This is a genomic window from Candidatus Paceibacterota bacterium, assembly GCA_028697015.1.
GTDB lineage: Bacteria > Patescibacteriota > Minisyncoccia > Minisyncoccales > GWA2-38-27 > JAQVFW01.
In genome coordinates this window covers 1-7,928 of record JAQVFW010000016.1, presented here as the reverse complement: position 1 = coordinate 7,928, position 7,928 = coordinate 1, and the positions used below count along the sequence as shown (strand labels likewise).

Below are 7,928 nucleotides of genomic sequence, written 5' to 3'. Positions count from 1 at the left end.
AATAAAAAGATAAGTGAGGAAAGATTAGATGCTTCTCCGGAAGCCAGAAAATGTCTTGATTGCACAAAATAATTCTTTTATAAAAAAGAGGCGGGATATACCGTCTCTTTTTATTTAAAAAGAGTGCTGTAATTATACACTTCGCGCGAACCTTTTTTGAGCGGGAAACCGACCCCGACAATGGAAGCCGCCCCGCCGCCGCTCGCTGACGCTCGCCGCCCAGCAAAAAAGTTTTCTCTGCATTTTTTAATTTGCGCGCGCCCGATTTTTTCTTCTAAAAGGAAAAGAAAACTTTTTTGCTGGGTTCTGCTCTGAACGAGCAGGGCGGCGGGACTGGCCTCTATTTTTTGAAAGGGAATGGCGGAATTCCCCCCACACCCCCCCCTTCCGCCATTCCCTTTCGGGGACGGACGGGATTTTTGGCGGCGACAGGATGTGAATTTTCTTTGCCCTAAAATTCACAAAGTAGTATAATTAGATTACCATTTTATGCTCACTGTATCAACCTCTATACAACGCCAGTTCAAAACACTACAACCTCGCGAGGAGTGGTCTTTTCGTGATGCCGGACGGTCGCAAACAACCGCTTTCACTCACGATTATCATCGCTATCCGGCAAAGTTCATTCCGCAAATTGTCCGAAAATTGATTGAGGATTACGCGCCAAGCGGTACACAAGTTGTTTGCGATCCGTTCGGGGGGTGCGGTACAACTTTGGTTGAAGCAAAGATGTTGGGACACAAGAGCGTTGGTTTTGATATAAATCCGGTTGCCAAACTTATCACGCAAACAAAGACCACTCCTATCAAACCGCGAACGCTCACAAATCACAGAGCGAAATTTTTGACAAATTACGAAAACGCGCCACAAGTATCCTTCAATCACCATACGCGAATTTCATATTGGTTTGATGAACCAACGATTGCCGAATTAGACAAAATTTATCTCGTAATCAAGAAAATCAAAAATCATAATGTTCGCCGTTTTTTTCTCTGTGCCTTTTCGCACAATCTCAAAAATTGTTCGCGCTGGTTGATGAAAAGTATCAAACCAACGATTGATAAGGATAAGGTTGTGCCGAACCCAAAGGAGTCATTTTTGCGACACTTAGATTCAATGATAAAAAAGAATGAGCGATTTTATACTACACTTGCTCAATCCGGATATACAAATGTCGCCGCAAAAATGTATCGGCGAGATTCAACAAAGAAATTCCCGATTGATGAGGAAACTATTGACCTCATTATCACTTCGCCGCCTTATGTAACTTCATATGAGTACGCCGACCTGCACCAACTCTCACTCCTTTGGTTCGGCGACGACCCAAAACATTTTAAGAAATGGCACCACTTTAGTAATGGATTTTTAGATTTTCGCAGAAACTTTATCGGTACAAGTTCGAAAGCCGAAAAAAACGGCGACTTTAACAGCTTGATTGCGAAAAAAATTGTTGATGACTTAATACAAGTTGAACGGCCGCTTGCTATTGATGTTGCGAATTACTTTTTGGATATGAAAAAAGTTTTTGCTGAAATGTACCGCGTACTCAAAACCGGAGGCAAGGCGTGTATCATTATTGGGAATACAAGTTTGCGAGGCGTAGAGATTTTGAACGCACAGGTTGCCGCCGAGCAAATGCAAGCGGCCGGTTTCAACAAACTTGATTTCATCAAACGCGAAATTCCTAACAAAATGATTACGCCGTGGCGTGATATAGAAAGCGGAAAGTTTACAGGGATGAGCAACCCGTCAAAAACACGCGCTTACGAGTTTGAATATGTCGTGGTAATGGAGAAGATTTAATCTTCCTCTATTTGTTCTGATATTCGTGTCGTGAAAGCGAGATCCAAAAGGAATTTACTAATTGCACGCATTGAGGCCGGTATCGCCCAATCTCGTTTCTCGGCTTCGTCTTTCATGTCAAAAAACATAGCTACGGAATAAAGATAGACGCTTGCTAAATATCGTTTCTGTACAGCCGTCATCATGTCTCCGGAAGAATAGCGGGGGTTTCTTTTTGGGAATTCCGTCAACACATCCGGCTCCTTGTTGATGTACACTGTTATACCTTCCTGGTCTTCTTCTACTTTAACGATATCTTGACCTGTCCAGTCAAAATTTCCCCAATCCTCTTTCGGTACGGGTTTTAATTCCGGAAGTTTTAAGGCGAGTTTCGTTGGCGGTTTATGGGGTCCTGACGGATTTGTTTTTGGTTCTTCATGCTTTCCAATAATTATTTTCAATTCAGCTTTCAATGGTTCTTGGTTGGGGCGCGTCAATTCAAACGTGATAGTGTCGGTATCGCCCGGCTTTGCGTCTTTTACCGGCTCAATTCTCACAGGCAAAAAGCCATTTTTAAGCGAGTAGTGGTTTATTTGAACTAATTTTGAAGCGGTCCAACGAAACTCGCCCTTGTCTTTTGACCGCGTGAGATAATCATTCGTTGCGTCTGTTTTTATTCTCAAACATGCGTAGCGGTTGCATGGTATTTCCTTTTCTTTATCACCTAAATCAAAAATAGTTGGAATATACTCGCCGTGATATTCCTTTTTCGGTCCCTCCGGCTTTTCGGTTGGGACCTCCTCTCCCGCATTGAGAAGCGAAGCCAAAAATGGATTGTCTTTTACCAATCGCCCGATGTATCGCGAAAGGTCTTTATCCTCTGGTTGCGCGTTCCGCAATTTTCTTTCTTTGTATTCGCGATTGAGTTCCTTTAGTGTTTCGTCCCCCTTGATTGAATCCGTCAAACGCTTATGAAATTCATCGTATTCTGGTATATCAATCATTCCGCTTCGCGCCGTATGGAATATTTTATTTGCTTGGTAGCCCGCGTTTGATAAATCAACGTGAATAATCATGTATGGCGCAAGGTCTGGCAAAAGACAGTTCGTTTTCAAGAAATTAACCGATTCTGTATGTTGCGCTTGCCCGTTTACCGTCAGGAATATCTTTTCTTGTTGATTCTTGTACGATTGCCCCGCATCGCCTTCATCGTTAAGAATTGCAATTTCAATATTTCGCAAGCCAAAAACCCCAAGTTCCGCCTTGAGGGGAAGAACTGTACGAATAACTTTTTTATCATCAAATTGCTTCTTAAGAAGCCGCCAAAGTCCGTAAATTCTTGTAACTTTATTTTTCTCCGACCAACCGCGCAATTGGGTTCGGACTTCGTTGATTTGAATAGGAAGTGGCATTGAGAAATATCTCTTATTGATTTCTCGTGCCAATTCTCTATCCCTCTGTCCAGTGATAAAAAAGTTGGGATTTTTTAGAGAATAACTGAAGAGACGAACAAAACTTCCGCCCTCCAAAGCTTCTTTGTCCGGCAAAATTTTTAGTGGTTCGTATGGAAAGGAGGGAACCGATCCGTCAATAGTGCAATACTCAAACCATTCTGCCTTATAGCCCGGTTTCCAATTTTCACGAACTAGAGTAAATCCCCACAGGTCCTCCTCACCATTCTTAATGTTTGGAGCGCGTCGAGATAGAACAAGTTGATAGCCATTCCCACAGAATTTCAAAGCCGCAGACCCTCCTTGATTGTAAACACCGTGGGCAAACTGGATTTTTATTTTATTTCCTTTATTGATTGAAAGAAAAGTGTCCGGGAAGTCTTTCGGATGTTGCCCTTCGCCAAAATCAATAACAGAGATAGTGGGTTTTTCAGCGGTGCCTTCACCGATAATCCGGACTGTTTTTGAGGCAACCTCGCGCACCTCTTTGTCCGACAGATTAAATTTTGCCACATCGTCGCTGAAAAACTTTTTTATCGCCTCATACTGGCTTTGCGGTGCGGAAGAAGAAGTTGGATCAATTCCTGCGTCCCAACACAACTTAGTAACAAACGCGTCTATGCCATTAGTAATTTTCTCAACTAGCGCCCCGACAGGATCAGGCGATTGTCCTTTTATTGTTCCACCATTAAATGGATTATCACCATAAGCTCGCCACTGGCAACTTTTGAAAAATGGATGAGTAGTAACCAAGTTAGTTACTTCCTCTTGTGTAGTAGCTTCAACGAGTTTCAAAAGGACTTCTTTATTTTGCTTTTGTTGTGTTGTCATAAGTTTATAGTTTGAAGTCCTTTTTCTTAGGATAATGAAATTTGGCTTTCGCCTCTTTTACTTTTCGCTCGACTTCCGAAAAGATTTTCTCCACATCTTGCTCGTCGTATTTGTAAATTTGGCGATTAGCGCAGTTACTCAAAACTTTTAGCCGCTTCAAGACGGCGTTTGTCCGGAGAGTAGCAAGCCGTTTGAAGCGGTCTCGCGGGTGTTCGTTTTTTTGGTCTTGTTTATCCATAGGTTTTACGCTATTATAATATATGTGTTATCCTTACACAAGTGTTATCCATTTGTAAAGAGCGTAGCATATGTTAAAATTTAATGCAAGGGAGTTCCCTAACCTCGCTCGCGCACTGGGAGGGTGGGGCAAGAGCGAGAATCCTGTCGCCGCCAAAAATCCCGTCCGTCCCCGAAAGGGAATGGCGGAAGGGGGGGGTGTGGGGGGAATTCCGCCATTCCCTTTCAAAAAATAGAGGCCAGTCCCGCCGCCCTGCTCGTTCAGAGCAGAACCCAGCAAAAAAGTTTTCTTTTCCTTTTAGAAGAAAAAATCGGGCGCGCGCAAATTAAAAAATGCAGAGAAAACTTTTTTGCTGGGCGGCGAGCGTCAGCGAGCGGCGGCGGGGCGGCTTCCATTGTCGGGGTCGGTTTCCCGCTCAAAAAAGGTTCGCGCGAAGTGTATAATTACAGCACCAAAACTAACTTTGTCGGAATTGATTGCTCCGCTCGCCGCGCGCGAGGCGCGCGGCTCGCTTCGCAAAGCAAAATCCGCCTTTGTTTTCGCCGTAAAATCCCAGAGTTTGCCCCAATAACAATGTGAAAGAGCTCAAACCAAAATCTCAATGCGTTCTCTACGCTCGAAAGAGCACAGAGGAGGATGACCAACAGATAATGTCCATTGAGGCACAGCTTTTTGAATTGCGAGAATTTGCGGAGCGAGAACGTATTGAGATTATCCGTGAGTTCACGGAAGCGAAAAGCGCAAAGAAGCCCGGGCGAGACGAATTTGCCAAAATGCTTTCTATGATTGAAACGAGTAAAAAGCCGCTTGGTATTTTGGCATGGCACCCGGATCGTCTCGCCCGCAATAGCGTGGATGGTGGAAGAATAATCTATCTTGTTGACACCGGAGCTATTGCTTCTTTGCGCTTTCCGCAGTTTTGGTTTGAGCCAACTCCGCAAGGGAAATTCATGTTGCAAGTGGCGTTCGGGCAGAGCAAGTATTTCTCGGACAACTTGGTTGAAAATGTGAAGCGAGGCATCCGCCAAAAACTCCGCCGTGGCGAATGGCTGACGCTCGCTCCTTTGGGATATGTGAACAACTACAAAACGAGGAACATTGATCCGCACCCGACATATTCCAAAGTTATCAAGCGAGCGTTTGAGGAGTACGCCACTGGAAAATACACCCTCGGTGGTTTAGCGGAGTTTTTGGCGGAGCATGGTATTGTCCAAAAGAAAGGAACGCCAATTGCAAAAGTTTCCGTCGTGAAAATGCTCACGAATAGAGCGTATTTGGGATTTGTAAAATTTCATGGTGAGTATCACGACGGAAACTTTGAGCCGATTCTTTCCCCGACACTGTTTGAAGCAGTGCAAAAAGTACTTAAATCAAAACAAAGACCGCGCAAACAAAAGGAAAAGTACGATTTTCCATTTACGCAGTTTGCGCGGTGCGGCGAGTGCGGCAATATGATTACGGCGCAATACGCCACTAACCGCTTTGGCACTCGCTACACTTACTATCGGTGCACCAAGAAAAGCGGAAAGTGTAGCCAGCCGTATCTTGCCGCCGATGCACTCGCCGCCCAAGCGCAAACCCTGCTTCAATCAGTGTCGCTTCCTCTCGCGGAAATTGAGTATATGGAAAAACAGATTGACGAATGGGAACACGAGACAATTTCCGCGAGAGGGGAAGTTGCCCAAAATCTCAAAGCAAAATTAAAAGAGGCGCAGGAAAAGCTAGACCGGCTCGTGTCGCTCTATCTCGACGGCGATATTGAACGCGACTTGTATCTCACCAAGAAAGACGCACTCCTGCGCCAAAAAGCGAAGCTGGAGGAAAGTTTGGGAGATTTTGGGCAACAGGGAAAGAATCGGCTCGAACCCTTGCGGAGTTTCGTTTTGTCCTTGAAAGAGGCGGAAAAAGTGGCGCAAACAAAAAATTACGCCGAATGGCGCAACTTTTTCCGTTCTCTCGGCTCTAACCCTGAAATCAAGGACAAAACGCTTTCAATCAATTGGGGCGAACTCTGGGATTTTACGGCGAAAACAAAAGCGGATTTTGCTTTGCGAAGCGAGCCGCGCGCCTCGCGCGCGGCGAGCGGAGCAATCAATTCCGACAAAGTTAGTTTTGGTGCGCCCGGTAGGACTCGAACCCACAACCTACGGTTCCGAAGACCGTCGCTCTGTCCAATTGAGCTACGGGCGCTTCCTTTTTGGAATTCTAACACAGAATTGAAGAAAATCAATTTATAATATACAATTAAGCTGATATGAAAATTGGGAAAGAAATAGAAAAAATTATAAAAACGCTTGAAGAAAAAGGATTTGAAGCATGTCTTGTAGGAGGTTGCGTGAGAGATTTTTTAATGGGCAAAAAACCAAAGGATTGGGATATCGCCACAAATGCTCTTCCTGAAGAAATTCTTAAGCTATTTAAAAACAGTTTTTCCAATAATAAGTTTGGGACTGTTTTAGTTTTAACAAATTCAAAGGAAAAAGATCTAAAAGAGGTAGAAATTACAACTTATCGAATAGATGAAAAATATACTGATAAAAGGCATCCGGATATTGTTAAATGGGCAAAGGATATAAAGGAGGATTTGAAAAGAAGGGACTTTACCATAAATGCTATGGCTATGAGAATAAAAAAAGGAGGTTTTGAAATTATAGACCCTTTTTTAGGAAAAGAAGACATTAAAAAAGGAATAATAAAGGCAGTGGGAAAACCGCAGGAGCGTTTTGATGAAGATGCGCTAAGAATGATGAGGGCGGTTCGGTTTGCAACCACTTTGGGATTAAAAATAGAAGAAAAAACAAAAATTGCGATTAAAGAAAATATTAATCTTTTAAAAAACATATCGCAAGAACGAATAAGAGATGAGTTTTTGAAAATCATTATGAGCCCTTTGGCTAAAGAAGGAATCGAAGAGCTAAGACAGCTTGGGGCGCTTTCTATTTTTATGCCAGAACTTGAAAAAAGCTATAATGTCAAACAAAACAAGCATCATATTTACGATTGTTATGAGCATGCCATTTTTTCTCTTGATTATGCAGCTAAAAAGAAATTTAACATGCATGTTAGAGTTGCCGCTTTACTTCATGATATTGGAAAACCGCAAACTAAAAGAGGAGAAGGCGCCGATTCTACTTTTTATAACCATGAAGTTGTCGGAGCAAGAATTGCAGAAAATATCTTAAGAAGAATGAAATTTCAAAAAAAGGATATTGAGAAAATAACAAAGCTTGTCCGCTATCACCTTTTTTACTACAATGTTGGAGAAGTAAAGGAAAGTTCCGTAAGACGGCTTGTCCGCAATGTCGGAATTGAAAACATAGATGATCTTCTTTCTCTCAGAATGTCAGACAGAATAGGGTCCGGAGTTCCTAAGGCCGAACCTTATAAATTAAGACATTTAAAATATTTAATCGATAAGATTTCTCAAGATCCTGTTTCCGTTTCAATGCTTAAAATCGGGGGAAAAGAAGTTATGGAGGAATTGAAAATTTCTCCTGGATTAAAGGTTGGGATGATTCTTGATATTTTACTTGGCTTTGTTTTAAACAATCCTGAAAAAAATAAAAGGGATATTTTGCTTAAAGAACTTAAAAAATTGTCTAATCTTTCTGATAATGATATTGAAA

Annotated in this window: 5 protein-coding genes and 1 tRNA gene; 3 read left to right on the top strand and 3 right to left on the bottom strand. The window is 42.7% G+C overall.

Annotation, left to right across the window (positions count from 1 at the left end; genetic code table 11):
- The first annotated feature begins 489 nt into the window (after nucleotides 1-489).
- Nucleotides 490-1,803, top strand: a complete 1,314-nt coding sequence (locus tag PHH50_03650) for a DNA methyltransferase (GenBank protein ID MDD3729377.1) — start codon at nucleotides 490-492, stop codon at nucleotides 1,801-1,803.
- Here PHH50_03650 and PHH50_03645 read toward each other — a convergent pair.
- Together PHH50_03645 and PHH50_03640 are read right to left on the bottom strand one after the other, a co-directional pair.
- Nucleotides 1,800-4,064 (bottom strand): hypothetical protein, encoded by a 2,265-nt coding sequence (locus PHH50_03645; GenBank protein MDD3729376.1) that lies wholly within the window; start codon nucleotides 4,062-4,064, stop codon nucleotides 1,800-1,802. The two genes, PHH50_03650 and PHH50_03645, sit on opposite strands and share 4 nt — an antisense overlap.
- 4 nt (nucleotides 4,065-4,068) lie before the next feature.
- On the bottom strand, nucleotides 4,069-4,302 hold the full coding sequence (locus PHH50_03640) for a hypothetical protein (protein ID MDD3729375.1): 234 nt from the start codon (nucleotides 4,300-4,302) through the stop codon (nucleotides 4,069-4,071).
- A 123-nt stretch (nucleotides 4,303-4,425) separates the two neighbouring features.
- On the opposite strand from PHH50_03640, the gene PHH50_03635 reads away from it, so the two are divergent.
- A complete protein-coding gene (locus PHH50_03635; protein ID MDD3729374.1) occupies nucleotides 4,426-4,881 on the top strand; it encodes a hypothetical protein in 456 nt (151 codons plus the stop codon).
- A 1,534-nt stretch (nucleotides 4,882-6,415) separates the two neighbouring features.
- Here PHH50_03635 and PHH50_03630 read toward each other — a convergent pair.
- Nucleotides 6,416-6,492: transfer RNA gene (locus PHH50_03630), tRNA-Arg, on the bottom strand.
- A 64-nt stretch (nucleotides 6,493-6,556) separates the two neighbouring features.
- Between PHH50_03630 and PHH50_03625 the strand changes: the two genes are divergently transcribed.
- Nucleotides 6,557-7,928: HD domain-containing protein (locus PHH50_03625; protein MDD3729373.1), on the top strand; the 1,372-nt coding region annotated here is incomplete at its 3' end.